The organism is Serinicoccus chungangensis, from assembly GCF_006337125.1.
Lineage (GTDB): Bacteria > Actinomycetota > Actinomycetes > Actinomycetales > Dermatophilaceae > Ornithinicoccus > Ornithinicoccus chungangensis.
This window is the reverse complement of the sequence record NZ_CP040887.1, coordinates 1,145,775-1,170,935: the sequence shown is the minus strand read 5'-3', so window position 1 is coordinate 1,170,935 and position 25,161 is coordinate 1,145,775. Positions and strand designations below refer to the sequence as shown.

Annotated in this window: 22 protein-coding genes; 6 read left to right on the top strand and 16 right to left on the bottom strand. The window is 73.9% G+C overall.

Going from position 1 to position 25,161, the window contains the following annotated elements; translation table 11 throughout:
- Window positions 1–64 precede the first annotated feature (64 nt).
- From FHD63_RS05270 to FHD63_RS05260, 3 genes are all read right to left on the bottom strand, one after another.
- Window positions 65–1,495, bottom strand: a complete 1,431-nt coding sequence (locus tag FHD63_RS05270) for a GH1 family beta-glucosidase (protein WP_139720716.1) — start codon at window positions 1,493–1,495, stop codon at window positions 65–67.
- Between the two features lie 122 nt (window positions 1,496–1,617).
- On the bottom strand, window positions 1,618–3,105 hold the full coding sequence (locus FHD63_RS05265) for an aldehyde dehydrogenase family protein (RefSeq protein ID WP_139720714.1): 1,488 nt from the start codon (window positions 3,103–3,105) through the stop codon (window positions 1,618–1,620).
- A gap of 69 nt (window positions 3,106–3,174) precedes the next feature.
- Window positions 3,175–3,921 (bottom strand): DUF429 domain-containing protein, encoded by a 747-nt coding sequence (locus tag FHD63_RS05260; RefSeq protein WP_139720712.1) that lies wholly within the window; start codon window positions 3,919–3,921, stop codon window positions 3,175–3,177.
- A 53-nt stretch (window positions 3,922–3,974) separates the two neighbouring features.
- Here FHD63_RS05260 and FHD63_RS05255 point away from each other — a divergent pair, with 53 nt between their 5' ends.
- The 3 genes from FHD63_RS05255 to FHD63_RS05245 are packed head-to-tail and all read left to right on the top strand — an operon-like array spanning window position 3,975 to window position 6,165.
- The gene (locus tag FHD63_RS05255; protein ID WP_139720710.1) at window positions 3,975–4,418 is read left to right on the top strand and encodes a type II 3-dehydroquinate dehydratase; all 444 of its coding nucleotides are present in this window, start codon (window positions 3,975–3,977) and stop codon (window positions 4,416–4,418) included.
- A gap of 38 nt (window positions 4,419–4,456) precedes the next feature.
- Complete coding sequence (locus tag FHD63_RS05250) at window positions 4,457–6,004, top strand: sodium-dependent transporter (protein WP_139720708.1); 1,548 nt, start codon at window positions 4,457–4,459, stop codon at window positions 6,002–6,004.
- Window positions 6,001–6,165 (top strand): methionine/alanine import family NSS transporter small subunit, encoded by a 165-nt coding sequence (locus FHD63_RS05245; RefSeq protein WP_139720707.1) that lies wholly within the window; start codon window positions 6,001–6,003, stop codon window positions 6,163–6,165. The genes FHD63_RS05250 and FHD63_RS05245 overlap by 4 nt, the downstream gene beginning before the upstream one ends.
- Window positions 6,166–6,192: 27 nt before the next feature.
- On the opposite strand, the gene FHD63_RS05240 is transcribed toward FHD63_RS05245, so the two are convergent.
- The 3 genes from FHD63_RS05240 to FHD63_RS05230 all read right to left on the bottom strand — a co-directional run bounded on the left by FHD63_RS05240 (window position 6,193) and on the right by FHD63_RS05230 (window position 12,368).
- Window positions 6,193–7,758 carry a phytoene desaturase family protein gene (locus tag FHD63_RS05240; protein ID WP_139720705.1) on the bottom strand — a complete coding sequence of 522 codons (1,566 nt, stop codon included), beginning with the start codon at window positions 7,756–7,758 and terminating at the stop codon, window positions 6,193–6,195.
- A gap of 61 nt (window positions 7,759–7,819) precedes the next feature.
- Window positions 7,820–10,039: a DEAD/DEAH box helicase gene (locus FHD63_RS05235; RefSeq protein ID WP_139720703.1), complete on the bottom strand. Its 2,220-nt coding sequence runs from the start codon at window positions 10,037–10,039 to the stop codon at window positions 7,820–7,822.
- Window positions 10,040–10,256: 217 nt separating this feature from the next.
- On the bottom strand, window positions 10,257–12,368 hold the full coding sequence (locus tag FHD63_RS05230) for a DNA gyrase/topoisomerase IV subunit B (protein WP_174964901.1): 2,112 nt from the start codon (window positions 12,366–12,368) through the stop codon (window positions 10,257–10,259).
- Between the two features lie 193 nt (window positions 12,369–12,561).
- Here FHD63_RS05230 and FHD63_RS05225 point away from each other — a divergent pair, with 193 nt between their 5' ends.
- Both FHD63_RS05225 and FHD63_RS05220 read left to right on the top strand, forming a co-directional pair.
- Window positions 12,562–12,777 carry a DUF7455 domain-containing protein gene (locus FHD63_RS05225; RefSeq protein WP_139720701.1) on the top strand — a complete coding sequence of 72 codons (216 nt, stop codon included), beginning with the start codon at window positions 12,562–12,564 and terminating at the stop codon, window positions 12,775–12,777.
- Window positions 12,778–12,863: 86 nt separating this feature from the next.
- The gene (locus FHD63_RS05220) at window positions 12,864–13,352 is read left to right on the top strand and encodes a DUF456 domain-containing protein (RefSeq protein WP_139720700.1); all 489 of its coding nucleotides are present in this window, start codon (window positions 12,864–12,866) and stop codon (window positions 13,350–13,352) included.
- 64 nt (window positions 13,353–13,416) lie between these two features.
- On the opposite strand, the gene FHD63_RS05215 is transcribed toward FHD63_RS05220, so the two are convergent.
- The 9 genes from FHD63_RS05215 to FHD63_RS05175 all read right to left on the bottom strand — a co-directional run bounded on the left by FHD63_RS05215 (window position 13,417) and on the right by FHD63_RS05175 (window position 23,299).
- Entirely contained in the window at window positions 13,417–14,187 is a 771-nt protein-coding gene (locus tag FHD63_RS05215) for a class F sortase (protein WP_139720698.1), read from the bottom strand.
- Window positions 14,180–14,944, bottom strand: a complete 765-nt coding sequence (locus FHD63_RS15935; protein ID WP_158296709.1) for a CHRD domain-containing protein — start codon at window positions 14,942–14,944, stop codon at window positions 14,180–14,182. The genes FHD63_RS05215 and FHD63_RS15935 overlap by 8 nt, the downstream gene beginning before the upstream one ends.
- 128 nt (window positions 14,945–15,072) lie before the next feature.
- The gene (locus FHD63_RS05205; RefSeq protein WP_139720696.1) at window positions 15,073–15,879 is read right to left on the bottom strand and encodes an anti-sigma factor; all 807 of its coding nucleotides are present in this window, start codon (window positions 15,877–15,879) and stop codon (window positions 15,073–15,075) included.
- Entirely contained in the window at window positions 15,880–16,407 is a 528-nt protein-coding gene (gene sigK, locus FHD63_RS05200; protein ID WP_238705776.1) for an ECF RNA polymerase sigma factor SigK, read from the bottom strand.
- 80 nt (window positions 16,408–16,487) lie between these two features.
- On the bottom strand, window positions 16,488–16,916 hold the full coding sequence (locus FHD63_RS05195) for a DUF3040 domain-containing protein (RefSeq protein WP_139720692.1): 429 nt from the start codon (window positions 16,914–16,916) through the stop codon (window positions 16,488–16,490).
- Between the two features lie 113 nt (window positions 16,917–17,029).
- Entirely contained in the window at window positions 17,030–18,184 is a 1,155-nt protein-coding gene (dinB, locus tag FHD63_RS05190) for a DNA polymerase IV (protein WP_139722992.1), read from the bottom strand.
- A 113-nt stretch (window positions 18,185–18,297) separates the two neighbouring features.
- Window positions 18,298–22,347, bottom strand: a complete 4,050-nt coding sequence (locus FHD63_RS05185) for a DNA polymerase III subunit alpha (RefSeq protein ID WP_275100633.1) — start codon at window positions 22,345–22,347, stop codon at window positions 18,298–18,300.
- 8 nt (window positions 22,348–22,355) lie between these two features.
- The gene (locus FHD63_RS05180) at window positions 22,356–22,799 is read right to left on the bottom strand and encodes an SAV_6107 family HEPN domain-containing protein (RefSeq protein WP_139720690.1); all 444 of its coding nucleotides are present in this window, start codon (window positions 22,797–22,799) and stop codon (window positions 22,356–22,358) included.
- Between the two features lie 98 nt (window positions 22,800–22,897).
- Window positions 22,898–23,299 (bottom strand): DUF6504 family protein, encoded by a 402-nt coding sequence (locus FHD63_RS05175; protein WP_238705775.1) that lies wholly within the window; start codon window positions 23,297–23,299, stop codon window positions 22,898–22,900.
- Between the two features lie 317 nt (window positions 23,300–23,616).
- Between FHD63_RS05175 and FHD63_RS05170 the strand changes: the two genes are divergently transcribed.
- Window positions 23,617–24,699, top strand: a complete 1,083-nt coding sequence (locus FHD63_RS05170; protein WP_139722989.1) for a polyprenyl synthetase family protein — start codon at window positions 23,617–23,619, stop codon at window positions 24,697–24,699.
- Between the two features lie 24 nt (window positions 24,700–24,723).
- Here FHD63_RS05170 and FHD63_RS05165 read toward each other — a convergent pair whose 3' ends face one another.
- A complete protein-coding gene (locus FHD63_RS05165) occupies window positions 24,724–25,080 on the bottom strand; it encodes an Rv2175c family DNA-binding protein (protein ID WP_238705774.1) in 357 nt (118 codons plus the stop codon).
- Between the last annotated feature and the right edge of the window lie 81 nt (window positions 25,081–25,161).

Sequence of the window (25,161 nt, the reverse complement as noted above, 5' to 3'; positions counted from 1 at the left end):
CCGAGGGGGCTGGGCCGCGGCGCCCGCCCACGAGCGGGGCGGGCGGCGGCCACCACCTCCGGGGTCAGGCCTCCGCGCCGGCCCCGGGCAGGGTGCCGGAGGCCGCGAGGTCCGCGAACCAGCGCGCGCTGGCCTTGGGGATGCGCCGCTGGGTGTCGTAGTCGACCCGCACGATCCCGAACCGCTTGGTGTAGCCGAAGGCCCACTCGTAGTTGTCCATCAGCGACCAGACGAAGTAGCCGCGGACGTCCGCGCCCTGCTCCATCGCCTCCCGGACCGCGCGCAGGTGGCCGTCGAGGTAGGAGATCCGGTCCTGGTCGTCCACCGCCCCCTCCGCGTCGGCGTGGTCGGGCATCGCGGCGCCGTTCTCGGTGACGTAGAGGCGGATGCCCGCCTCCCCGGTGTAGTCGCGCTGCAGCCGCAGCAGCAGGTCGCGCAGCCAGTCCGCACCGATCTCCCACCCCATGTCGGTGATGGGCAGACCCCGCCGCACCGCGCGCACGTGCTCGGAGCCGATGTTCGGGGAGGGCTGGTCGTAGGCCCGGGCCTGTCGCGCCGTCTCCGCCGCCTTCGCGGGGTCGCAGCCGGTCACCGCCGTCCCGCTGTAGAAGTTGACGCCCAGGACGTCGATGGGGGTGCTGATGTCCTCCAGGTCGCCGTCGCGGACGAGGTCGTCGGGCCAGAGCTCGGCCAGGTCCTCCATGACGTCCTCGGCGTAGGCACCACGCACGATCGGCTCGATGAAGAACCGGTTGGCCAGACCGTCGAGGCGACGGGCCGCGTCCTGGTCGGCCGGGGAGTCCGGCCGGTGCGGCTGCACGTCGGCGAAGTTCAGGGTCAGCCCCAGCTCCAGCTGCGGGTCGCGCTCGCGCAGGGCCCGCACCGCCCGGCCGTGGGCCAGCAGGAGGTGGTGGGCCGCGCGCAGCCCGTCCCCGGGGACGGTCCGCCCCGGCGCGTGCGCACCGGCGGCGTAGCCGAGGAAGGAGGAGCACCACGGCTCGTTGAGCGTCGTGAGCTTCTGCACCCGGTCCCCGAGCCGGTCGTGCACCGCGAGCGCGTAGTCGGTGAAGCGCTCCACCGTGTCCCGGGCGGGCCAGCCCCCCGCGTCCTCCAGCGCCTGGGGCAGGTCCCAGTGGTAGAGCGTCACCCACGGGACGATGTCCTGCTCGAGCAGCTCGTCCACCAGGCGCGAGTAGAAGTCCAGCCCGCGCGGCTCCACCGTCCGACCGTCCGGGCAGACCCGCGCCCAGGAGACCGAGAAGCGGTAGGCACCGAGGTTCAGCGAGCGCATGAGCTGCACGTCCTGCGGCATCCGGTGGTAGTGGTCGCAGGCCACCTCGCCGTTCTGGCCGCCGAGCACGGCGCCCGGGGTGGCCGCGAAGGTGTCCCAGATGCAATCGCCGCGGCCGTCCTCGTGCGCGGCACCCTCGATCTGGTAGGCCGCCGTGGCCGAGCCGAAGAGGAAGCCGGGGGGGAAGGCGGACGTCGTGGCCATGGAGGTTCCTGTCTGGTGTGCGGGCGGGCGCCGAGCAGTGGTGAGAGCGCTCTTATAGAGACTCGCACGCAGGTCAGGGACGTGTCAACGGTGCCCGGCCCCGGTCGGCCGGGTCGGCCGGGTCAGCTGAGCCGCACGTTGATCTGCTGGATCTGGGTGAAGCCCTCGAGCATGCCCTCCAGGGAGAACTCCCGGCCCTGGCCGCTGGCCTTCATCCCGCCGTAGGACTGACCGACCTGCTGACCGCCCCCCTGGTTGACCTGCACCCACCCGGACTCGACCCGCTGGGCGGTGCGCAACGCCATACCGAGGTCACGGGCGAAGACGAACGCGGCCAGCCCGTAGTGGCTGTCGTTGGCCATGGCCACCACCTCGTCCTCGTCCCGCCAGGGGATGACCGACAGGACCGGGCCGAAGATCTCCTCCCGGGCGATCCGCCACCCGTTGTCGACCTGGCTGAGGATCATCGGGGCGTGGTAGAACCCCGGCTCGCCGACGGTGAGGGCGTCGCGCCCGTCGTAGGCCACCCGGATGCCGTCGGTGGCCAGCGCGTCGTCGACGTAGCCCTGCACCCGGTCCCACTGACGCTGGTTGATGATGCACCCGATGTCGGTGGCCTCCTCCCGCGGGTCGCCGACCCGCAGCCCGCGGACCCGGTCCACCAGCCGGTCGAGGAAGCTGTCGTGGACGGACTCGTGCAGGAACAGCCGGGACCCGGAGGTGCAGCTCTGCCCCTGGCGGGCGAAGCGGGTCGCCAGCAGCACCTGCTCGACCACCTCGTCGGTGTCGGAGTCCGGGAAGACGATGCACGGGCTCTTGCCACCCAGCTCGAGGCTGACGTGCGCCAGCCGCTCCCCCGCGGCGGCCGCCACGCCGGACCCGGTCGCGGTCGACCCGGTGAAGGACACCTTGTCCACCCCGCGGTGCTCCACGAGCGCCTGGCCGACCTCCGGGCCGTAGCCGGTGAGCACCCCCAGGACCCCCGGGGGCAGGTGCCGCTCGCAGACGCGCGCCAGCTCCAGGATCGTCGTGGGGGCGTCCTCGGCGGCCTTGAGGATCATCGCGTTGCCGCTGACCAGGGCCGCCGGCAGCTTGAAGGCGGCAATCATGAGCGGGCTGTTCCACGGCAGGATGCCGGCCACGACCCCGACCGGCACCCGACGGGTCAGCGAGAGGGCGTCGGTGCCGCTCGGCAGGGTGACCCCCTTGAGCTCGCCGGCGAGCCCGGCGAAGTAGCGGAAGGCGGAGGCCAGCAGCAGCGCCTCGGGACGCGCTTGGGTGCGCAGCGCGTTGCCGGTGTCCAGCGCGGTCAGCGCGGCGAGGTCCTCGACCGCGTCCTCCAGGTCGTCGGCGATCCGGAGCAGGGCGCGCTGCCGCTCGGTGAAGGGCAGTGCCGCCCAGCCCGGCTGCGCCCGCCGGGCCGCGGCCACGGCCCGGTCGACGTCCTCCGCTGCGGCCCGGGGCGTGGTCGCGATGACCCGGTGGCGGTCGATCGGGGTGATGACCTCCAGGGTCCGTCCGTCGGCGGCGTCGACCCACTCGCCGCCGACGAGCATCCGGTATGCCGTGGGCCGGCTCGCCTCGGCGGTGGGGACGGTGTGGGTGCTCATCTCGGCTCCTCGGTGGTGGTCCGGCGGTGGGTCTGCAGGGGTCGTGCTCGGTCTCTGGTCGGGCGGGGGTCAGACGTGGATGGCCGCGGGGATGCCGTCGGCGAACACCTCGGGCTCCTCGGGGAGGGTGAGCGCCCGGCCGTGGCGGACCCGGTCGGCGCTCCAAGCCGCGGCGCAGGCGTCGAGGAGGTCGTCCAGGCCCGCGCCCCGCGGCGGGGCGTCCGGGGCCTCGATGCCGACCGACGCGAGCGCGGCGCGCCGCTCGCGGGCACCCTCGGGGGTGCGCTTGCGCGTCGTAAGCGTCGCCCCGGTCATGAGGGCGAAGCTCGCCTCCGGATGCACCTCGTGGACCGGGCAGGGGGGCCCGGCCCGGACCCAGGCGTCCACCTCCAGGACGCTGGCGCGCAGGGCGTGCGCCTGCCGGGACAGGCCCATCCCGGCGCGCTCCCGGTTGCGGAGGTTGGCCACGGCGTAGTCGGCCTCCTCCAGCGCGGCCCGGGTCGGGGTGGTGAAGACCGAGGAGGCCTTGGCACCTCCCAGCAACCGGCGGGTCCGCACGTCCGCCTGCCGCCGGGTTCGGTCCGGCAGCCCGATGGGGATGTCCACGCCGACCACCGCGACGTCCTCGCCGAGCTGCAGCAGGAGCGCTACCGTCGGTGCCACGACCACCCGCGCCGGGCCCCGGCCCTGCGGCGGCAGGAACGCCCCGACCCAGCCGGCCCGGCACGCGTCCACGCCGACGACCCCGCGCGCCGGTCCGGGCGCCTGAGGACGGCTCGCGGGCCCGGCGGGGCTGCTGGGCTCTCCCGGGACCATGACGGCAGACTAGTTGCTCGGTGGCGGCGCGGTGGTGTGAGAGCGTAGGCCCCATGGCGCGGCGCATCGTCGTCCTCAACGGACCCAACCTCAACCTGCTCGGCACCCGCGAGCCGCACATCTACGGCACCGGCACCCTCGCCGACGTGGAGGCCCTGTGCACCGAGCGGGCCGCCGCCCACGGGCTCGAGGTCTCCTGCCTCCAGAGCAACCACGAGGGCGAGCTGGTCGCCGCCCTGCAGGAGGCCGGTGCCGACCCCGAGGTGGTCGGGGTCGTCCTCAACGCCGCCGCCTACACGCATACCTCGGTCGCCCTGCTGGACGCCATCAAGGCCACCGGGGTGCGGGTGGTCGAGGTGCACCTGTCCAACCCGCACGCCCGCGAGCCGTTCCGGCACACCTCCTTCATCTCCCCCGTGGCCGAGATGGTCGTCGCCGGTGCCGGTCCGCGTGGCTACGGCTACGCTATCGACCATCTGGCCGCCACCGGCGGCTGACCGACCCGGGCCCCGACGACCGAGAACGAGGAACAGGCGTGTCCCACAGACCTGCCGCGACGGCACCGCAGCGCGAGACGTGGACCAGCTCGACCGGGTTCATCCTGGCCGCCGTCGGCTCGGCGGTCGGCCTGGGCAACATCTGGCGCTTCCCCGGGGTGGCCTACGAGAGCGGCGGCGGCGCCTTCCTCATCCCCTACCTCGTGGCGCTGCTGACCGCGGGCATCCCCATCCTCTTCCTCGACTACGCCATCGGGCACCGGTACCGCGGGGCGGCGCCGCTGTCCTACCGCCGGATGGCCCGGCCCGCGGAGGCGCTCGGCTGGTTCCAGATCGTGCTCAGCTTCGTCATCGCGGTCTACTACGCGGCCGTCATCGCGTGGTCGCTCAGCTACTTCGTCTTCGCCTTCGACCTGCGCTGGGGAGACGACACGGCCGCCTTCTTCGTCGGGGAGTACCTCCAGGTCGGCGACCCGGAGATCTCGACGACCCTGGTGCCCGGGGTGGCGGTCCCGCTCGTGCTGGTGTGGGCGGCCGTCCTGGTCATCATCGCCCTCGGGGTCACCAAGGGGGTCCAGCGGGTCAACATCGTCTTCATCCCGCTGCTCGTCCTCGCCTTCGCCGGTCTGGTCGTCCGGGCCCTCACCCTCCCGGGTGCGGCCGACGGCCTCAACGCCCTCTTCACCCCCGACTGGGCGGCGCTGGGCGACCCGGGCGTGTGGATCGCCGCCTACAGCCAGATCTTCTTCAGCCTGTCCATCGCCTTCGGCATCATGGTCACCTACGCGTCCTACCAGCGGCGCCGGGCCAACATGACCAGCTCCGGTCTGGTCGTCGCCTTCGCCAACTCCAGCTTCGAGATCCTGGCCGGGATCGGCGTCTTCGCGACCCTGGGCTTCCTCGCCCACCAGCAGGCCACGACCATCGACCAGCTGGACGGCCTGTCCGGGCCGATCCTGTCCTTCGTCACCTTCCCCGCCGTCATCAGCGAGATGCCGGGAGGCGCGGTCTTCGGCGCGGTCTTCTTCGGCGCGCTGGTCCTGGCCGGGTTCACCTCGATCATCTCCATCCTGCTCGGGGTGGCGGCCTCGGTCCAGGAGAAGTTCGGGCTGGCCCACCGCACCGCCGCCGTCGTCGTCTGCGTGGTGTGCGCCCTCATCTCGCTCGGGCTGTTCTCCACCACCTCCGGGCTCATCGCCCTGGACACGGTCGACCAGTGGGCCAACAACATCGGCATCGTCGTCTCCGCCATCGTCATGACCGTGCTCGTCGTCTGGGTCTTCCGCACGGCCCCCGTGCTGCGGGCGCACCTCAACCGGGTCTCGACCTTCCGGGTCGGTCGCCTCTGGTTCGTCCTCATCGGGGTCCTCGCGCCGGTGGTGCTCACCTCGATGCTCGTGGAGCGGGTGCGCACGTTGCTCGCCGAGGGGTACGAGGGCTACCCGGGGTGGTACCTCCTGGTCTTCGGCTGGGGCACGATCGCCGTCGTCGCGGTGGGCGCGCTCGTGCTGACCCTCATCCCCTGGCGAGGTCGGGACGACGCCGACTTCCGCGCCTGGCCCGAGCTCGAGGAGGAGCGGCGATGACCACGTCGGCCGTGCTCATGATGATCGTGGCGATGCTCGTCGTCTGGGGCGGGCTCGTCGCCAGCGTGCTCTTCCTGCGCGCCCGCCCCGAGGTGGACGCCTCCGAGCTCCCCGACCCGGACGCCCCCGCTCCTCGCGACGCGCACGACGAGGGGCGCTGAGCCGGCGCGGCCCCCGGGCCGCGGGCCTCAGCCCTCGGCCTCGAGCAGCGCCCGGGCGGCGTGGTAGCCGCCCAGCGCGCTCACCCCTCCCCCGCGCCTCGACCCGGCACCGGCGAGCAGCACGCCGGGGTATGCCGTGGCCACGCCCCAGCGGCGGGCCGGGGTGTCGAGCGGGTCGTCGTCGTCGGCCCACGGCCAGTCCAGCGGCGCGTGGAAGATGTTGCCGCCCGGCATCGCCAGGCTCTCCTGCAGGTCCCGCGTGGTGCGGGTCTCGATGCACGGCCGCCCGTCCGGCCCGGTCAGGACCACGTCCTCGACGGGCTCCGCCAGCACGGAGGACAACGAGGCCAGGACGCGCCGCTGCAGGTCCTCCCGCGCCTCGGCGCGGCGCCCGTCGAGCAGCCGGTCAGGGGTCTGCAGGGTGAAGACCGTCATGGTGTGCGCCTGCGGGTGCTCGGCGCGCAACCGCGCCGGCAGGATGCTGGGGTCGGTCAAGGTGTGGCAGTAGATCTCGGCCGGCATCGGGTCCGGGACGACACCCGCCTCGGCGGCGGCGTGGGCCTCCCGCAGCTGGGTGTAGGTCTCGTGGACGTGGAAGGTGCCGCCGAAGGCCGCCTCCGGAGCCACCCCGGTGTCGCGCAGCCGTGGCAGCCGCGACAGCAGCAGGTTGACCTTGACCTGCGAGCCCTCCACCCGCTCGGACGGGGCGCGACCCGCACCGGCCACCTCGTCGAGCACCGCGGGCGCCGCCGCCCAGAGGACGTGCCGGGCCGTGGCGCGGTGCGGCATGCCGTCGGTGTCCTCCCAGGTCACCGCCCCCTCCTCGAGCGCCGTGACCGTGGCGCCGGTCCGGAGGTCCGCTCCCGCGTCCCGCGCCGCGCGCTCCAGCTGCCCGGACACCTCGCCCATCCCGCCGATCGGGACGTCCCAGTCCCCGGTCCCGCCGCCGATGACGTGGTAGAGGAAGCAGATGTTGTGCCGCAGGTGCGCCGAGTGCGGGTCGGCGAAGGTGCTGATGAGGCCGTCGGTGAGGATGACGCCGCGCACGAGGTCGTCGGCGACGGCGGCCTCCACCACCTCACCGAGGGGGCGCTCCAGGAAGTCGCGGACCAGGGCCGGGTCGCCGATCCGGTGGGCCATCTCGCGACGGCGCAGCAGCGGCTCGGTGACCGTCGGCCACACCGCCCGGGCCAGCTCCTCGACCCGCCCGTAGAAGCCCTCCCAGCGCGGGGCGTCGGCCGCCGCGCCGACGGCGGCGAAGGAGGCGGCGGTGGCCGCCGGGTCCCCGTGGTCGATGAGCAGCCCAGCCCCTGACCCCGCGGCCGGGGTGTAGGACGAGTAGCGGCGTCGGGCCAGGGACAGCGACAGCGACAGGTCACGGGCGATCTGCCGGGGAAGCAGGCTCACGAGGTAGGAGTAGCGCGAGAGCCGCGCACCCGTCCCGGGGAAGGCCTCGGCGGACACCGTCGCACCACCCAGGGCCGGTGAGCGCTCGAGCAGCAGGACCGAGCGCCCCGCCCGGGCGAGGTAGGCCGCGGCGGCGAGGCCGTTGTGCCCGCCGCCGACCACCACGACGTCGTGGGTCGAGCTCATGGCCCGATGGTAGTCGCTCGCGGCCGCCCGGCACGGTCAGGACGGGCGGCCGGGAGCGTGGTCAGTCGCGCGGACGCCAGTCCTGACGACGGTCGTCCGACCGCGACCGGCGCGGCCGGTCGCCACCCTGGCGGGGACGGCGGTCGCCCTGGGGCCCGCGGCGGCCACCGGAGGACCCGGGCCCCTGACGCCGACCACCGCCGTCGGGACGCCGGCCGGCGGGGCGCTTGGGTCGCATGACCTCGTCGAGCCGGCTCTGCGGCACCGGCTCGCCGACGGGCACCGACCCGCCCGCGGTCTCGATGACGGCGTGGTCCTCGGGCGCCACCGTCTGCGGGTCGGTCTCGACCCCGGCCGCGTCCAGCATCCGGGAGACCTGGCGCTTCTGGTGCGGCAGGGCCAGGGTCACCACCACCCCGTCCTCGCCGGCCCGCGCGGTGCGGCCCGAGCGGTGCAGGTAGTCCTTGTGGTCGGCGGGCGGGTCGACCTGCAGCACCAGCGAGACGTCGTCGACGTGGATGCCCCGGGCGGCCACGTCGGTCGCGACCAGCACCGGGAGGGTGCCCGACTTGAAGGCGTCCAGGACCCTGGTGCGCTGCGCCTGGTTGAGACCGCCGTGCAGGGCCGCCGCGAAGACACCGGACTCGCGCAGCTGGAGGGCGACCCGGTCCGCACCCAGCTTCGTGCGGCAGAAGACGACGGTGCGGCCCGGACGGTTGGCGATCGCCGCGGTGATCGGCCTCTTGTGGTGCGGGTGCACCAGGAAGACGTGGTGCGCCATGGTCGTGACGCTGGCGCGCACGTCGTCGGTGGAGTGGGTCACCGGGTCCTTGAGGTAGGTCTTGGCCACCTGGTCCACCCCGTGGTCGAGGGTGGCCGAGAACAGCAGCCGCTGCCCCTCGCGCGGGGTGAGGTCCAGGACCTGGCGGATCGCCTCGACGAAGCCCATCTCGGCCATGTGGTCGGCCTCGTCGAGGACCATGACCTCCACCTCCGACAGGTCGGCGGCGCTGCGGTCGATGAGGTCGATGAGACGGCCGGGGGTCGCCACCAGCACGTCGACGCCCTTCTCCAGCGCCCGCAGCTGCGGGGTGTAGGACATCCCGCCGGCCACGAGGACGAACCGACGGTCGACGGCACGCATGAGCGGTGCCAGCGCGTCGACGATCTGCATCGCGAGCTCGCGGGTCGGCGTCAGGATGACCGCGCGGGGGCGGTGGGGGACGGCGCGGGGCCGCCGAGACAGCCGGTCCAGCAGCGGCAGCCCGAAGGCCATGGTCTTGCCCGACCCGGTCTGCCCGCGTCCCAGCAGGTCACGCCCGGCCATGGCGTCGGGGATGGTCGCGGCCTGGATGGGGAACGGCGTCGTGATGCCGATCCGCGCGAGCGTGGCCACCAGCTGCTCGTGCAGCCCCAGCGCGGCGAACCCGTTGTCCGCCTCGACGGCGGCGTCGGCGTCCTCCACCCGCACCGCGGACTGACGTTCCTGGTATGCCGCGTCCGCCGCGTCGCGCTCGGCCTCCGCCTCGGCGAAGGGGTCCTGCGGACGTCGGTCGTCCTCACGCCCCCAGGACCGGGCGCCGCGGCGCTCGGCACCACGGTCCTCGAAACGACCCGGACGACCGCCCCGGTCCCCGCGGTCCTCGGAGCGACCCGGACGACCGCCCCCGGCCGGACGGTCCGACCAGCGGTCCTGCCGACCACCCCGGTCGTCCCGACGGTCGGCCCCACGGTCCTCGTGGCGCCGCCCGGAGTCCCAGCTGCGCCCGTCGTGGTGGCCACGCCCCGGGCGTCCCTCGCGCTCCTCGCGGTGCGAGCGCCAGGTGCGCTCCTGGTAGCCCCGGCTCTCCCGCCGCTCGCCGTCGCGGTCGGGGCGGCGGCGGTCACGGTCCTCGCGGTACCCGGCGGACGGGCCGCGCTCGTCACGGTCGCGCCGCGGCCGGTCCTCGTCCCAGGACCGCCGGCGGTCCTCCCGGTGGTCGGGTCGCGCTGCGCGCGGCTCCCAGTCACGGCGGCGTCGGTCCTGGCCGCCCTCCGGCCGGTCCCGGCGGTCCACCCGCTCGCCGCGGCCGCGCGGGTCGCGCTCGTCCCGGTCCCTCCAGCGCTGCTTGTCCGCGCCTCGGTCCTCGCTCCCGCGGGACGTGCTGCGCCGGTCGCCGCGCCCGCCCTTGAGCTGGGCGCGGGCCTGCTTCTCCCGCGCCTGGCGGGCGGCCTTCTTCTGGGCCGTGGTGTGTCGGGACTTCTTCTTGCCGGACGCACCGGCGCTACTGGGCTTGGCCATGATCGGCTTCCTCTTCACAGGGGGTCGAGGTGGGTTCTCGCCTCGACGCCTGCGGCGTGACCGGACCTACCTCCAGGCGCTCGACGTGGCGCCCGCTCGTCCCCCAGGGACGGATCGCCCTGAGGGGTCACCCGGACGCGACGACGCCACGGGGAGAGAGACCAGTCTACCGCCCGTCCGGGGCCGCGCCCGCCACCCTGCGACGACGCGGGATCGGTCAGGCGTCGATGCGGTCGCGGTCCAGGTCGTGCGCCGACTCCACGATGAAGTCCTTGCGGGGCGCGACCGACGAACCCATGAGCAGGTCGAAGACCTGGTCGGCCCGCTCGGCGTCCTTGAGCGTGATCTTGCGCAGCGTGCGGTGCCGGGGGTCCATCGTGGTCTCGGCCAGCTGGTCGGCGTCCATCTCGCCCAGGCCCTTGTAGCGCTGCATCGGCTGCTTGACGACGCGGCCCTTCTTCTCCAGCGCGGCGACCGTCCGGCGCATCTCCGCCTCGGTGTAGGTGTAGACGAACTCTCGGCCCGAGCCCCGCCCGCGCCCGCCGCTGACCTCGATCCGGTGCAGGGGTGGCATCGCCGCGTAGACCCGGCCCGCGTCGACCAGGGGCCGCATGTAGCGGAAGAAGAGCGTCAGGAGCAGGGTCCGGATGTGGGCGCCGTCGACGTCGGCGTCGGTCATGATGATGACCTTGCCGTAGCGGACCAGGTCGGGGTCGAAGGACCGCCCCGACCCGGCACCGATGACCTGGATGATGGCCGCGCACTCGGCGTTGGACAGCATGTCCTGGACCGAGGCCTTCTGCACGTTGAGGATCTTGCCGCGGATCGGCAGCAGCGCCTGGTGGTCGCTGCTGCGCGCGAGCTTGGCCGTGCCGAGGGCGCTGTCGCCCTCCACGATGAACAGCTCGGAGCGCTCGGTGTCGTTGCTGCGGCAGTCGGCGAGCTTGGCCGGCAGCGAGGAGGACTCGAGGGCGTTCTTGCGGCGCTGTGTCTCCTTGTGCAGGCGCGCGGAGATGCGCGACTTCATCTCCGCCACGACCTTCTCGAGCAGCAGTGCCGCCTGCGCCTTGTCGCCGCGGTGCTTGCTGGTGAGCCGCTCGGTGAGGGCCTGCTCCACGGTGCGCGAGACGATGCCGCGCACGGCGCTGGTGCCGAGCACCTCCTTGGTCTGGCCCTCGAACTGCGGCTCGGGGAGGCGCACCGTCACCACGGCCGTGAGACCGGCCAGGATGTCGTCCTTCTCGACCTTGTCGCCGCCCACCTTAAGCTTGCGGGCGTTGACCTCGAGCTGCTTGCGGAAGACCTTCATGAGCGCCTGCTCGAACCCCGCCACGTGGGTGCCGCCGTGGGGGGTGGTGATGATGTTGACGAAGCTGCGCACGGTCGTGTCGTAACCGGTGCCCCAGCGCACCGCCACGTCCACCTCGCACTCGCGCTCGGTCTCCCGGGAGACCATGTGGCCGAGCTCGTCCAGCATGGGCACGGTCTCGGTGAAGGTGCCCGAGCCCTGCAGCCGCCACACGTCGGTGACGGCGGGGTCGGTGGCGAGGTACTCGGCGTACTCCGCGAGGCCGCCGGAGTAGGCGAAGGTCTCCTCCGTGGGCCCGTCCGCACCGGGGGTGCCAGGCAGAGCCCGCTCGTCGCGCACGACCATCGTCAGGCCGGGGACGAGGAAGGCGGTCTGCCGGGCCCGGGCGACGAGCTCGTCGTAGGCGAACTCGGCCTTCTTGAGGAAGATCTGCGGGTCGGCCCAGTAGCGCACGCGGGTGCCGGTCACCCCGCGCCGGGCCTTGCCGACCACCGCCAGCTCGCTGCTGCGCTCGAACGGGCGGAAGGCGGCCTCGGGGTCAGGCCCGCCGCGCCCGTCCTCGAACGTGCCCGGCTCGCCCCGCCGGAAGCTCATGCCGTAGGTCCGGCCCGCACGGTCGACCTCGACGTCCAGCCGGGAGGAGAGGGCGTTGACGACCGAGGCACCCACGCCGTGGAGGCCGCCGGAGGCGGCGTAGGAGCCGCCGCCGAACTTGCCGCCGGCGTGCAGCTTGGTGAAGACCACCTCGACGCCGGACAGGCCGGTCCGGGGCTCGATGTCCACCGGTATGCCGCGCGCCCGGTCGCGCACCTCGACCGACCCGTCCCGGTGCAGGATGACCTCGATCCGGTCGCCGTGACCGCCGAGCGCCTCGTCGACGGCGTTGTCGATGATCTCCCAGAGACAGTGCATGAGACCGCGCGAGTCCGTGGACCCGACATACATCCCCGGACGCTTGCGCACCGCCTCGAGGCCTTCGAGAACCTGGAGGTGCCGGGCGGAGTAGTCCTGAGTGGTCACGTCCGGCAGGCTAGCGCGTGGGACCGACAGCACCGGGCAGGCGCGGCAGCGCCCCGGTCCACGGGTCCGGTGGCCAGGGCTTACGCGCAGAGCGGAACACGGTCCCGGACGGGCACAAAGACCGGCTCCTGCGGCGTTGGCATGCTTGACTGGGTCGACCAACCGCTGGTTGGCCCATGGAGAGGAGACCGCCGTGAACGCCACTCTGACCCCCGAACTGACCACCTCCGACCGGTGCGACCGTTGCGGGGCCCAGGCCTACATCCGGGCCAGCCTCGGTGACGGGCTGCACCTGCTCTTCTGCGCCCACCACGGGCGCGAGCACCTCGACAAGCTGCGCGCGAAGGACGACGTCGCCATCCTCGACGAGACCCACAAGCTCCAGCAGGAGGAGACCCCCGCGGTCTGACCTCACCGCTCACGCGGCTCGGACGACGCCCGCCCCCGGCACAGGCCGTGGGCGGGCGTCGTGCTGCATCGGGCACAATCACGCTCATGTCCGTCGCCGAGGTCCTCATCCTGGTGCTCATGCTCATCGGGGTGGTGGGGATCGTGCTCCCGGTCCTCCCCGGGCTGCTCGTCGTCCTGGCGGGGTCCCTGGCCTGGGCGCTGAAGGAGCAGACCACCCTCGGGTGGGTGGTCTTCGGCCTCTCCGCGCTGGTCTACCTGCTCGGCGTCGGCCTGCAGTGGGCGGTGCCGGGCCGACGGATGCGGCGCGCGGGCGTCCGGACCTCGACCCTGGTCATCGGGGTGGTCTGCGCCCTGGTGCTGGGGGTGCTCATCCCCGTCGTCGGGCTGTTCCTCGGCTTCCCCCTGGGCATCTTCCTGGTCTCCCTGGCGCGCACCCGCGACCGCACCGAGGCGGTGCGGGCCACGCGGCACGCGCTGCACGCCGTCGGCCTCAACATCCTCATCGAGCTGGCGACGGCCTTCACCCTCATCGCCATGTTCGTCGTCGCCGCGGTGGTGCTCACGCCGGCCTGAGCGCGCCGCCCCGGTGCCGGTCTCCCTGCGGACGGCACCGGGGGCGGGTCGGCAAGCGGCCGGCTCAGCCCTCGACCATGCGGGCGTAGACGACGGTGTTGTCCTCGTGGCTCTGCTCCTCCTCGTCGAACTCCCCCCCGCAGGTGATGAGCCGCAGCTCCGGGACGTCGGTCGGTCCGTAGACGTCGACGGTGGGGAAGGCGTCCTTGGCGAACTGCTCGATGCGGTAGACCTCGAAGGTGACCGTCTGCCCGTCCTCGCGCTCCACCTCGGCGGTGTCCCCGGGCCGCAGGGCGCCGAGCTCGAAGAAGATGGACTCGACCCCTCCCGCCCCGGTGACGTGGCCCTCGATGACCGTCGGGCCGAGCTCCCCCGGCGTGGGCGAGCCGTCGTACCAGGCGGCCTCGTGGTACCGGTCTCCGCTGGGCACCTCCAGGGTGCCGTCGTCGGCCAGGCCGAGCGGGTGCAGCGGGCTCGTCACCCCGATGGCGGGCAGACGCACCTCGACCGGCTCCGACGGCTCGAGCGCGGCCACCTCCGGCTCGGCAGGCTCGGCCGGCGCGGACTCCTCCGCGGAGGCATCCGCGTCCGAGGTCGCCGTCTCCTGGTCGCCCCCCGAGGTCTCCTCCGACGCGGCGGCGTCCGGCTCGTCCGAGGACTCCTGCGTGGGCTCGGACCCGGAGGTCGCCGCGGGCGGTGAGGGGGGATCGGGCCGCTGGGTCCCGATGCCGACGGCCAGCAGGACCACGCCGACCAGGACGGCAGACACGGCCAGGGCCGTGAGGAGGACTCCTCGACGGCCCCGGCCCGGCCGCTCGGTGCTCCTGTCAGCCATCGGTCCGACGACGCTGCTGGAGGGCGAAGGCGCCCGCACCCGCCGCCACCAGCAGGGCTCCGCCGGCGATCAGCCCGGAGTTCTCCATCCCGCTGGAGCTGCCGCCACCGGTCTCGACGCCACCACCCGGAGCGCTCATCTGGCCGGCCTCGAAGGCGCCGCACAGAGCGGGGTCGGTGGCCTCGGAGGGCAGGCTGTCGTCCAGGTCGGACATCTGCTCGCCGTCGTACTCACCAGACCCGTTGTGGTCCACCCCGTGGATGACGACGACACCGTCACCGTGGTGCAGGCCCTCGGCCACGTCGTCGGGGACCTCGAAGGTCCGCTCGTAGGTGTAGGTCCCGTCGGCCGGGAAGTTCGCCACGTCGAGCGCCCCCGCCTCGGAGGTGTCGGCGTCGTTGCCGGTGAGCGAGACCCGCACCTCGCCGTAGCTGTCGATGGCGTCGGTGGTGCGGATGGCGCCGTCGAACCCGCTGCCCTCCATCGCGGGGTCGGGGCACTCGCCGGCGCCACCGAGGTGGATGTGCTGGGCGTGCGGGGAGCCGTCGAGCAGACCCTGGACCTCCACCTTGATCCAGACCTCGTTGCCGGTGACCTTGGCCCAGGCCTCACCGCTGCCACCGGAGTTGTTCAGCTCCTCGAGCGGGGCCATCAGCTCGACGGTCGCGTCCTCGATGTCGTGGGCGTTGGCCGGGGCGGCGCTCAGCGCCAGCAGCGCGGGGGCGGCCAGGGCGGCCAGTGCGGTCGTGCGCTTCATCGGTGTCACTCCTTCGGTGTCCTGCGCCGCGGCCGGGTGCCGCGGCGCCGTGGGGACACCCAGGGTTCGGACCCGGGCCACCCGAGGATTGCGCCTGTGACCCAGGTCACGCCGCGCGGATCACCGGCTCAGGTGAGAGGGACGACCACGAAGGGCTCGCTGGTGGGCTGGCTGGAGCCGCCCTCCGGCTCGACCGTCAGGCCGACGGCCACCGCGTCCTCCGGGGCACCCTCGAGCAGGCTCCGGCCCTGCGAGACGGCCTCGGCCGTCAGCAGGCCGGCAGAACGGGCCGAGCCGTCCGGCCCGACGAACCACGCCTGGTAGACCTGACCGGCCTGGGGTGCGGCGAAGTCCCCTGGCAGCTGGACGACCGCCTGTCCGGCGGCGTCGGAGACGGTGACCGCGACCGGACCGCTCTCGGTGTCCGCGGTGTGCTCCGACGCGTCGTCGGCCTGCAGCACCTCGCGGGTGGGATCGGGGTCCAGCGTCTGCGAGATGCCCCACACCCCGCCGGCCAGCACCACGGCGGCGGCCGCCGCGGCGAGCCACCGTCCGACGGACGGCGTCCTCGCGGCACGCTCCTGGGAGGCGGAGCGTCGCGACGCCAGCGGGGTCACGCTCGCGTCCTGCCGCGCAGGTCGCTCGCTCGCGTCCTGGCCGGCACCGGTGGTGGCCTCGGCCGCCACCTGCTCCAGCACCCGCGCCCGCAGGCCCGGGGGCGGGTCCACGGCCAGGTCGTCGCTGAGCACCCCCATGGCCTCGCGCGTCGCGTCGACCTCGTCCCGGCACGACGAGCAGTGCGCGAGGTGAGCCTCGAACTCCTGCTGCTCCTCGGCGTCGAGCGCATGGATCGCGTAGGCGAGCGCACCCGCGTGCACGTCCTCGCCCCGGTCCTCCTCGTAGACGCCGTGGTCACGCACGTCGTCCTCGCTCATTCAGCTCACCTCCTCCAGCTGTCCGCGTAGTTTCTTCAGCCCGTCCCTGATCCTCGTCTTGGCGGTGCCGAGCGGGATGCCGAGCCGGTGCGCGACCTCGCTCTGCGTCAGCCCGGAGAAGTACGCCAGTGCCACCGTCGTGCGGTGCGGCTCACCGATCCGGTCCAGCGCTGCATGGACCCGTTCCGCCTCGGCCCGATCGGTCACCGCCTCGGCGGTGACGTCGTAGGGCCGTGTCGTCTGCCGGGATTCGTAGCGGTGCAGCCGATCGGATTGCGCCTGCTCGGATCTGACCCGGTCGACCGCCCGACGGTGCGTCAGGGTCATGATCCAGCCGATGGCCGAACCCCGCGCCGGGTCGACCTCGGCAGCCTGCCGCCAGATCTGCACGAAGACGTCTTGGGTGACCTCCTCGGCCAGCGAGCGGTCCCGGACGATGCGCAGGGCCAGGCCGAAGATGCGGGGGGAGACCAGGTCGTAGAGCTCGGCCAACGCCTGCTGGTCACCCTCGGCGATGCGGCTGATCACCGGGAAGATCTCGCGCCGACCGGTGTCGGGAACGTCGAGGACCCGGGCAGGGCCCGGGTCGTGATCGGCGGTGTCGGGACTCAGGAACCCTGCTCCCGCCGTCGGTCCCACTGCTGCTCCATCCGCTGCATGAAGGTGCCCTGCCGGGGACTCCGGCGGGCCCCCGCCGTCGGCTTGCGCACCGAGCCGTCCTTGCCGACGACCCCCAGCTGCCCGGCGCTGCGCGCGGACGTCGACCGGGTCGGGGAGGCGGCCCAGGCACCACCGAGGACCATGGCGAGGAATCCGATCACGCCGATCCAGATCATCGAGGACATGACGCCCACGACCACCAGGGCGAGACCGCCCAGGGCGACGAGGACACCGAGCACCAGACGACGCCGGTCGAGCCCGGCGGCACCTCCGGCGCTGGCGGACCGCTTGAGCTGGCTCGCCAGCCGGGGGTCCTCGGCGTAGAGGGCCTGCTCCATCTGCTCGAGCACACGCTGCTCGTGGTCTGAGAGCGGCACGTTCACCTCCGGTGGTGCGAATGGTGGGTCGGCGACCTGCGGCACGGGACCGACGCCACGTTGCTGAGTTCCAGGATAAGACGTCAACGGACGGAGCACTACCCGGAGTTCCATCATGGCTGACGGACCAGCAGACTGGCTGGTCGCACCGCCTGCAGCCCGAACCTGGCCACGGCCCGGTCCATCGCGCGCTCCGCCTCGCGCCACCCCCTCTCCGGTTCGTCGAGCCGGCCCTGCACGAGGGTCCGGTCCGCCTCGGTGATGCCCTCGACCCGGACGCCCAGCATGCGGATCCGGGCGCGCTGCAGGCCCAGCGCGGCATACAGCGAGCAGGAGACCGCGTGCACCTCCCGGGTGACGTCGGTGGGGCTGGTCACGGTGCGTGAGCGGGTGATCGTGGTGAAGTCGGAGAACCGCACGGTCAGCACCACGGTGCGCCCGAGCACCCCGGCGTGCCGCATCCGGCTCGCCGTGCGTTCGGCGAGGTGCAGCAGCTGGCGACGGACGACCTGGGGATCGTCGACGTCCTGGGAGAACGTCTCGGACGACCCGACGCTGCGTTCCCGTCGACGGGCCACCACCGGGTCGTCGTCGGTGCCCCACGCCAGGGTGTGCAACCGGGTGGCGTGCTGCTCGCCCAGGGCACGCCGCAGCGTGGCCAGCGGCACGTGCGCCAGCTCGGCGACCGTGTGCAGCCCGAGCCGGTGCAGCTCGGCCTCGGTCGACTCCCCCACCCCCCACAACGCACCCACCGGCATCGGGTGCAGGAAGGGGACGACCTCGTCCCGGGTGACCAGCCGCATACCGTCCGGCTTGGCCGCGCGCGAGGCCATCTTGGCGACGGCCTTGGACGGAGCACCGCCGACCGAGCAGGTGATCCCCTGCTCGTCGGCGACGGTGTCCCTGATCCAGCTGCCGATGCGCTCCGGGCCACCCCAACGCCGGCCGGTGGCGGAGATGTCGAGGAAGGCCTCCTCCATCGAGACCGGCTCGACCAGGGGCGTGACCTCGGCGAAGATCGCCATGACCGCCTCGGAGACCCGGGCGTAGCGGTCGGGCTCGGGCCGGACCACCACGAGCGGTGGGCACCTGCGACGTGCCGTGGCCATCGGCATGCCGGAGCGCACGCCGTAGGCCCGGGCCTCGTAGTTCGCCGACAGCACGACGCTGCGCCAGCCACCCCCCACCGCCACCGGTCGACCGTGCAGGTCCGGGTGGTCCAGCAGCGAGACCGCGGCGTAGAAGGCGTCCATGTCGACGTGGAGCACCCAGCCCCGACCGGCGTCGCCGGTCGCCCGGTCCGCCAGCTCTCCCGGGGTCTGCGCGCCCCCCTGGCCGGGGGCACCCGCCGGAGGGGCTGCGGGAGCCGCGAGCGTGACGTTCACCACCCCGAGCTCCCGGGGCTGGAGTGCCACAGCTTGCCGCCCGGCTGCCGGGTCGCCTCGCCGGCCGGGGCGATGTCGGCGTAGGGCGACTGCACGAAGCCCGAGGCATGGACCAGCACGCGCCGCCCGGGCGGGGTGTCCGCCGAGGCCGCCTCCCGGGACACGGCCTCGGCCTCCTGCGCGAGCAGCGTCGCCTGCTGCACGGACCGCTCCATGAGCGCGTGGGCCGCCGCCGGACCGCCGTGCTCCCAGGCCTGCGCCACCTCGCCCAGCTCCCAGGCGGCGGTGGCCCTGATCGAGACCCCCCTGGGCCCGGTGCGGCGCACGACGCCGCGCACCAGGAGCAGCCAGGAGTGGAACACGGTGGTGGCGAACGGACCCTGGACGTCCTCGAAGAACGTCGCGTCGGCCGGTCCGCTGCCGTCGTCCAGGGTGAGGAAGACGACGCGCCTGCCGGACCGCACCGGGGGGGTCTGGGTGGCGACCTTGGCTCCGGCGACCAGCACCTCGGCACCACCCCGGTAGGAGAGCAGGTCGCGCGCCCGGGTCACCCCGAGCTCGGCCAGCATGGGCCCGAAGCCCTCCACCACGTGGCTGCTGACGTCCAGGCCGAGCACCTCCAGCTCGGCCCGGAGCTGCTCGGACGGGCTCATCTCCGGCAGCCCGCTGCCGACGAGCGGCGCAGGGTCGTCGCCGAGCTCGAGGGTCAGCTGGGTCGGCGCGGCGCCACCGGTCTCGTGCCACGAGCGTCGGCCCGCCGCCTGGCTCTCCGCCCGGGTGGCGACCTCGCCCGCCTCGATCACCGGTGCCGGGCGCCGGCGTCCGGCGCGGGAGGCTCCGCGCGCCCCCTTCGCGTGCCGGGACCACTGATCGAGGTCGCGGACGTGGAGCATCAGGTCGCGACGGGTCAGGCTCGTGCGCGGGGCTCCCCCGGCACCAGCGGTGGCCCGGTGGCCTGCGCCGCGGGTCCGCGGACTGCACCGACCGACCCGGTGCAGCTCGTCCAGTCCTCCGGCCAGCACCAGCCGCTCGGCCGTGGGGCGGCTGGGACGGGCCCGGTGCCACAGGTCGGACAGGGAGTCGTAGGGCTGTCCCGCGACGATCCTGCCGACCTCGTCCTCGGTGATGCCCTTGACGTCCGAGAGGGACAGCCTGATGCCGTACCCGGCGGCCCGCCGCTCGACCTCGGCCATGACCGCGTCGACCCGGTCGGGCGGACGGCGCAGCGTGCCCCGTGCCCCACCGCCCGCCGAACCGCCCCCCGGCACCGCCTCGTCCCAGGAGGGTGCCCCGGCCGTCGACGTGGGCGTCACGTGCTCGACCCGGTAGGTCGCGCCGGAGGCGTTGACGTCGAGACCGAGCACGTGGACCCCCATGCTCCTGGCCTCGTCCAGGATGAGCCGCTTGGGGTACATCCCCGGGTCGTGGGTCAGGACACCGGCGAGGAAGGCGGCCGTGTGGTGGGTCTTGAGCCAGGCGGACTGGTAGGTCGGGAGGGCGAAGGCAGCCGCGTGCGCCTTGCAGAAGCCGAACGAGGCGAAGGCGGCCAGGACCTCCCAGATCCGGTCCACCTCGTCGGCGCGGTAGCCCCGGTCCGCCGCCGCGGCGCACCACCACACCTTGACCTCCTCCTGCCCGGCCGGGCTGCCCATCGCCCGGCGCACCTCGTCGGCCTGGGCCAGCGACACCCCTGTCGTCTCGGCGACGATCTGCAGCACCTGCTCGTGGAAGACCACGACCCCGCAGGTCTGCTCGAGGTAGGGGACCAGGCTGGGGTGGAGGTACTCCGGCTCGCCCCAGCCCTGACGGGCGTGGAGGAAGGGCCGGATCATGTCGGACTTCACCGGGCCGGGCCGGAAGAGGGAGATGTCGATGATGATGTCGGAGAACGTCTCCGGGGCGAACTTGCCCACCAGCTCGCGCTGGCCCGGTGACTCGATCTGGAAGCAGCCGAGGGTGCGGGTGGACTGGACCAGGGCGAAGGTGTCCGGGTCGTCGAGCGGCACCTGGGCCCGGTCGTCCAGGTCGAGGCGGGTCCCGTCCAGCCGCGCGACCTCGTCGACGGCGTGCGCCATGGCCGACTGCATCCGGATCCCCAGCACGTCGAGCTTGAGCAGCCCCAGCTCCTCCACGTCGTCCTTGTCGAACTGGCTCATGGGGAAGCCCAACCAGCTCGCCTCGACCGGCGTCCGGTCGAGCAGCCCGGTGTCGGACAGCACCACCCCGCACGGGTGCATCGCGAGGTGCCGCGGCAGCCCGTCGAGGGCCTCCACCAGCTCCATGAGGACGCGCATCCGGGGCGCGTCCAGGCCCTGGCGCCGCAGCTCGGGGAGGTCCCGGATGGCCGCCCGGGCGTCGCGGGCCCGGATGTGGGGGAAGGCCTTGGCGATCACGTCGATCTCCCCGGGGGGCAGGCCCAGCGTCGCCGCGACGTCGCGCACGGCGTGCCGGACCCGGTAGGTCTCGGTCATCGACACGCAGGTCACCCGTTCGGACCCGAACCGCTCGAGGATGCGTTCGTAGATCTCGGTGCGCCGGGCCGACTCGACGTCGATGTCGATGTCCGGCAGCTGGGCCCGCAGCGGGGAGCAGAACCGCTCCATGAGCAGGCCGTGCTCCATCGGGTCCACGCCGCTGATGCCGAGCAGGTAGGCCACCAGGCTCCCCGCCCCGGAACCGCGCGCCGCGACCCGCACCCCCTGGTCCCGGATCAGGTCGCAGACCTGGGCGACGGTGAGGAAGTAGGTGGGGTAGCCCAGCCCGGCGATCACCCCCAGCTCCTGCTCGAGGCGGTCGCGGATCTGCTGGTCGAACCGTCCCCCGGCACCGGGGTAGCGACCCCCCACCGCCTGGGTGCAGCGTTCGGTGAGGACCTGGTGCGCCTGCCCCACCCCCCGCACCCCGAGCACCTCGGGCTCCGGCAGGTGCACCCCTCCGATCCCGAGGTCGGAGCGGGCGTCCTGGTGGCAGTCGGCAGCCAGCTGCAGGGTGTCCCGCAGGAGCTCCTCGGCGCGGGCACCGGGGCCCGCCGCGCGCTCCAGCTGACGGGCCAGCCCGTGCATGACGGCCGTCCCCGCGAGGTGGCCGGCGCTGCTCACCCGGTCGAGGTGGCGCTCGTCGAGCGCGACCCGTCGTCGGGCGGCGTCGAGCACGTCCACGACCCGCGCCTGCTCGGGACGGACGTGCCGGACGGCCGCGGTGAGCACGGCGGGCACCCCGACCTCCCGCGCCAGCGCCCACGCCGAGGTCGCGTGGGCCAGACTCCCCGGCGTGCCCTCCGGACCTCCGTGGCAGACCACCTCGACCCGGACCGCCCCGGCCGGGAGCAGCCTCGTCCACCCCAGCAGCAGCCGTCGGGCCAGGTCGTGCCGGCGGGCCAGCAGCGCCCTCCCGACGTCGGAGTCCGGCCCCAGCAGCAGGACGACCGGGCAGGCCCCGGCGGCCCCGGCCGCCGCCCGGGCGATGAGCTCGGGGGTGACCCGCGGCACCGACCGCTCGCCCGAGAGATGGGTGTGCGTCACCAGCCGGCACAACCTGGCCCAGCCCGCCCCCGCCTCGGCGCCGCCGCGCTGACCGCGGGCCAGCAGCACCACCCGGGGCTGCTGGTCGTCGACGAGGGAGCCTCCCTTGACCGGGCTCCGCGGGCCACGCCGGTCCGGTCGGACGTCCAGACCTTCCCCCCAGCCCCGTCCGGGCGCCACCCGGCCCTGCCCGCCCGGGACCGTCGGACGCAGCCCGGTGACGAACGGGGTGGGCGCGGGACCGGTGGCCCCTCGCCCGGCGCCCGTCCCGGAGGGTGATCCCGCCAGGGCGAGGTCCACCCCCAGCACCGGGGCGATCCCCGCCTCGGTGCAGGCCCGGACGAAGCGCACCGCGCCGTAGAGCCCGTCGCGGTCGGTCAGGGCCAGCGCGGACTGGCCCAGCTCGGCCGCGCGCCGCACCAGGTCGACCGGGTGGGAGGCGCCGTAGCGCATGGAGGCGCTGGACGCGACGTGCAGGTGGACGAAGTCGTCACCCGCCGTCGCCGTCGATGGTCCCGTCGGCACGGCCGGTCTCACCCGTGGCCCAGCGGAGTCAGCTCGGAGTGCAGCGAGGTCTCGCACGGCAGGTGGAGCGAGGCCCGCACCAGCTCGAGGAAGCGCTCCCCCGCCCGCACCATGTCGTCGGCCTCCCGCGTCGTCACGGCGGCGTGGGTCGCTCCCCGCTCCAGCGCCACCCGGCGGCGACCGGACGCGGCGAAGAACGCGGCCCACTCGGTCAGCTCCGGCGCCACCGGGGGGAGCATCTCCCAGACGCTGCGGGGTCGGCCGCGTCGGCCGGGCGTGGGCGTCGTGCGGGCGGCCAGCAACGCGGCCCCGGCCCGCAGCGCGGACAGGTGGGCCTGGGTGTAGCGCTCCGCCGCCGTCCCGCTGTGACAGGCCTGCAGCAGCACCCCGCGCGAGCGCTCCAGCAGGTCCAGCACCGCGCCTGCGCTGGCCCCGGTCTCGATGGTCGTCATCCTGTCGTCCTCTCGTGGTCCTCGTGGTCCTCGTGGTCCTCGTGCTCGTGCTTCCTGCGCCCGCCGGTCGGTCCCGCTGACGCGCGTGGTGCCGCCGGTCAGTCGGCGACCCGCTCCAACCACCACCGCTCGCCCTGGACCAGGTCGTAGACCCCCGTCCCTGCCGAGCGCCCCGCACCGGCCTCGACCCGCCAGACGACCCGCTCCAGCTGCTCGCCGCCCGGCCCCCCGCCGAGGCGGGGCAGGTCAGGGCCGGCGGGCGGACCGTCCCGGTCCTCCGTCCGCCACCACGCCACGCGCAGGCTCCACTGCCCCAGGACCGCCCGGACGAGGTGGAGCCGCCCGCGCCACAGGAACACGGCCGGGACCTGGGGGTCGAGGTCGTCCGAGGGCTCCCGGTCGTCGGCCACCCCGACCGGCAGCGCCGTCTCGATCCGCACACCGTGCTCCTGCGCCCGGCCCAGCCTGACCTCGACCGGCTCGTGGTAGCTCCTGCTCATGACCGGCACCTCCTCCGTGTGTGTGGCCGTGCGACGACGGCCCGTCGATCGAACTTGTGTTCGACTCCGGCGATAGGACAAATGTACGACTCACCACCGACGGACTCAACCCCTCCCTCGCGACGGCCCCACCCTGTGGACAACGTCGGCGCGGCACACGCCCCGAGCACGACCATGAGGGCGGGGCCCGGGCCGCAGGAGGGGGCGGCCCGGGCCGCGCGCCGCAGCGGATAGGCTCGGAGCCGGCCCGCACAGCCGGGACGCACCACCCTTCCCGGCACCGCCGACAGACCCGCCGAGGGACGAGAGGATCCGTGATGCAGGCCCTGGACCGCGTGGACCTGCGCCCCCGTGTGCAGCAGGCTCTCGACGAGCAGCTCGCGCGGCAGCGCGCCGTCCTGGACGAGCTGGGACCTCCGATGACCCCGCTGCTGGAGGCGATCGCCGAGCTGCTGAACGGCGGCAAGCGCCTGCGTGCCACCTTCCTCTACTGGGGCTGGCGCGCCCTGGGCGGGCCGGACGACCCCGCCGCCGTGCGGGCCGCGAGCGCCATGGAGATCTTCCAGGCCGCGGCGCTGCTCCATGACGACGTCATGGACCACAGCGACCTCCGGCGCGGGCACCCGACCGCCCACCGCCGGTTCGCGAGCCACCACCGGGAGCACGGGTGGTCCGGCGACCCGGACTCCTTCGGCCACGCCGCCGCCATCCTCGCCGGCGACCTGTGCCTCAACTGGACGGACGAGGTCTTCAGCACCAGCGGGCTCCCCGAGGACGCCCTGCGCCGCGCGCGACCCGAGTTCGACCGCATGCGCACCCAGCTCATGGGCGGTCAGTTCCTCGACATGCTCGAGGGAGCCCGTGGCTGGCGCGACCTGGACCTCGAGCAGCGGCTGGAGCGCTGCCTCACGGTGATCCGCTACAAGAGCGCGCGCTACTCCGTCCAGCAGCCGCTGCTCATCGGCGCGGACGCCGCGGGGGTGGGCGAGCAGACCCGGTCGTCCCTCGGCCGCTACGGGGCCGCGCTCGGCGAGGCCTTCCAGCTGCGCGACGACGTCCTGGGCGTCTTCGGCGACCCCGAGCAGACCGGGAAGCCGGCCGGCGACGACCTGCGGGAGGGCAAGCACACGGTGCTCGTCGCCCACGCCCTCGCGCAGGCCGGCCCGGCCGGGGCACAGCTCCTCGAGGACGCCCTGGGCGACCCGGACCTCGACGAGGACGCCGTGGACCGGGTGCGCGACGTGCTCGTGGACTCCGGCGCCCTGGAGCGCACCGAGGAGATGGTCGACCGGGGAGCGGAGCGCGCCCTGGTCGAGATCAGCGGCGCACCGGACCTGACCCAGCAGGGCCGGGAGGCGCTGACCGAGCTCGTGGCGGTCTGCACCCAGCGGTCCACCTGAGCCGACCGGAGCGCCTGGGCGCCGTCAGAACGCCTGCTCCTGCGCCCGGCGGCGCACCTCCGTCTTCGCCCCGGCGTGCAGGGAGGCGAGCGCGCTGCCACCCGTCAGCGAGTCGTCCGGCGCGTGGAGCCAGGCGACGATCTCCTCGTCGCTCTGGCCACCGTCGGCGAGCACCGTGATGGTGCCGCGCAGCGCCGGGAGGGGCCCGTCGTCGACGAAGAAGCCGGCCGGGACCATCAGCACCGCGTCGGGGCCTCGCCTCAGCGCCACGACATCGCGCTCCTGCACCCAGCGCCGGGCCTGCTGCAGGCTCACGCCGGTGCGCTCCATCACGTCGGGGATGGTCCACCACTCAGAAATTACATCGCTGTCACTTACCACATCTCCTAGTCAATCACATGGCACGACACGCCGAAAGGGTGGCGGTCCTCCCGCCAGCAAGGTACTGTCCCTCATGCCTCA

What these genes read in the sequence shown, in the direction of transcription:
- FHD63_RS15935 (WP_158296709.1), bottom strand. Translation starts at nt 14,944, where the DNA reads ATGAAGCGCACGACCGCACTGGCCGCCCTGGCCGCCCCCGCGCTGCTG.
- FHD63_RS05260 (WP_139720712.1), bottom strand. Translation starts at nt 3,921, where the DNA reads ATGGTCCCGGGAGAGCCCAGCAGCCCCGCCGGGCCCGCGAGCCGTCCT.
- FHD63_RS05255 (WP_139720710.1), top strand. Translation starts at nt 3,975, where the DNA reads ATGGCGCGGCGCATCGTCGTCCTCAACGGACCCAACCTCAACCTGCTC.
- FHD63_RS05180 (WP_139720690.1), bottom strand. Translation starts at nt 22,799, where the DNA reads ATGACGACCATCGAGACCGGGGCCAGCGCAGGCGCGGTGCTGGACCTG.
- FHD63_RS05205 (WP_139720696.1), bottom strand. Translation starts at nt 15,879, where the DNA reads ATGAGCGAGGACGACGTGCGTGACCACGGCGTCTACGAGGAGGACCGG.
- FHD63_RS05215 (WP_139720698.1), bottom strand. Translation starts at nt 14,187, where the DNA reads ATGGCTGACAGGAGCACCGAGCGGCCGGGCCGGGGCCGTCGAGGAGTC.
- FHD63_RS05265 (WP_139720714.1), bottom strand. Translation starts at nt 3,105, where the DNA reads ATGAGCACCCACACCGTCCCCACCGCCGAGGCGAGCCGGCCCACGGCA.
- FHD63_RS05240 (WP_139720705.1), bottom strand. Translation starts at nt 7,758, where the DNA reads ATGAGCTCGACCCACGACGTCGTGGTGGTCGGCGGCGGGCACAACGGC.
- FHD63_RS05270 (WP_139720716.1), bottom strand. Translation starts at nt 1,495, where the DNA reads ATGGCCACGACGTCCGCCTTCCCCCCCGGCTTCCTCTTCGGCTCGGCC.
- FHD63_RS05235 (WP_139720703.1), bottom strand. Translation starts at nt 10,039, where the DNA reads ATGGCCAAGCCCAGTAGCGCCGGTGCGTCCGGCAAGAAGAAGTCCCGA.
- FHD63_RS05175 (WP_238705775.1), bottom strand. Translation starts at nt 23,299, where the DNA reads ATGAGCAGGAGCTACCACGAGCCGGTCGAGGTCAGGCTGGGCCGGGCG.
- FHD63_RS05220 (WP_139720700.1), top strand. Translation starts at nt 12,864, where the DNA reads ATGTCCGTCGCCGAGGTCCTCATCCTGGTGCTCATGCTCATCGGGGTG.
- FHD63_RS05170 (WP_139722989.1), top strand. Translation starts at nt 23,617, where the DNA reads ATGCAGGCCCTGGACCGCGTGGACCTGCGCCCCCGTGTGCAGCAGGCT.
- FHD63_RS05245 (WP_139720707.1), top strand. Translation starts at nt 6,001, where the DNA reads ATGACCACGTCGGCCGTGCTCATGATGATCGTGGCGATGCTCGTCGTC.